The sequence below is a fragment of the Mesorhizobium sp. M1E.F.Ca.ET.041.01.1.1 genome, assembly GCF_003997355.1.
Lineage (GTDB): Bacteria > Pseudomonadota > Alphaproteobacteria > Rhizobiales > Rhizobiaceae > Mesorhizobium.
Genome location: NZ_RZSL01001101.1, coordinates 1 through 968 on the forward strand (window position 1 = coordinate 1; position 968 = coordinate 968).

At 63.7% G+C, this 968-nt stretch carries 2 protein-coding genes; both read left to right on the forward strand.

Annotation, left to right across the window (positions count from 1 at the left end):
- On the forward strand, positions 1 to 230 hold a 230-nt coding region (locus EOA38_RS39960; protein WP_210213025.1), incomplete at its 5' end, for a hypothetical protein.
- The coding region (locus tag EOA38_RS37670) for a ParB N-terminal domain-containing protein (protein ID WP_189435225.1) at positions 227 to 968 on the forward strand (742 nt) is incomplete at its 3' end. The genes EOA38_RS39960 and EOA38_RS37670, both read left to right, overlap by 4 nt.

A 968-nucleotide genomic window follows, 5' to 3' on the forward strand; every position in this document is an offset into this window, starting at 1 on the left:
TCGCCGCGCTCTACCGCGAGTTTTGCCGAACCTGGCCGGCATCGGAGGGCCGTGCCGAGGCGCCGTCCGGTGTCCTCCTCGATCCCGACAAGGTCGCAAAAATTCCCGACGCGCCGCGCTCGGCCCGGCCGTTGGGTGAAATCCTACGGCCACGGGCAAAATCGCCGCCTGCCACCACAGATGGTCCCGGCGTCAATCCCGGCGGCGCCAAGCAAAGGAGCGCGCCATGAACACAATCCCGATTGAGCAGATCGGCTTTGAAATGCGCTTGCGCAAGATCAGCCAAGCGCAGGTCGAAAGACTGGCCGGCAGCATCGCCGATGTCGGCATCCTCCATCCAATCACGGTTTACCGGCGGCAGATCATCAGCGACGGCAGGCCGATAGACGGCTACGGGCTTGTTGCGGGCGCTCATCGCGTCGAGGCATGCAAGCGTCTGGGCCTGGCCGAGATACCGGCGCATGTCGTCGAGCTTTCCGATCTTGAGCGCCAGATCGCCGAATGCGACGAGAACCTGTGCGGCCCCGCGCTGACGCAATCCGAAAAGGCACTGTTCATCCGCCGCCGCAAGGATGCCTATGAGGCTCTCCATCCAGAGACGAGGCGAGAGGCAACACTTAAGCAGGGAACGGAACTCCCGTCTCGCCAAGTTGGCGAAACGGGAAAGATAGACCGCTTCACGACCGACACCGCCGCCAAGACCGGCCAAAGCGAGCGGGCCGTTCAGCGGGCCGCCGAACGCGGCGCCAAGATCAGCGACAAGGCGCTGGTCGCCGTGCGCGGCACCAAGCTCGATAAGGGTGCCTATCTCGACAAATTGAAAACCGTGCCGGAGCCGGATCAGGTCGCCAAGGTCAAGGCCGATCTCGCTTCCAGCCGGCCGCCGGCGAAATCCGAGACGGTCGAAGCGGTGACTAGAACAGCAAAGCGGGAATCCACCTTGCGGCAGCGTTTCGCCGACGCAATTT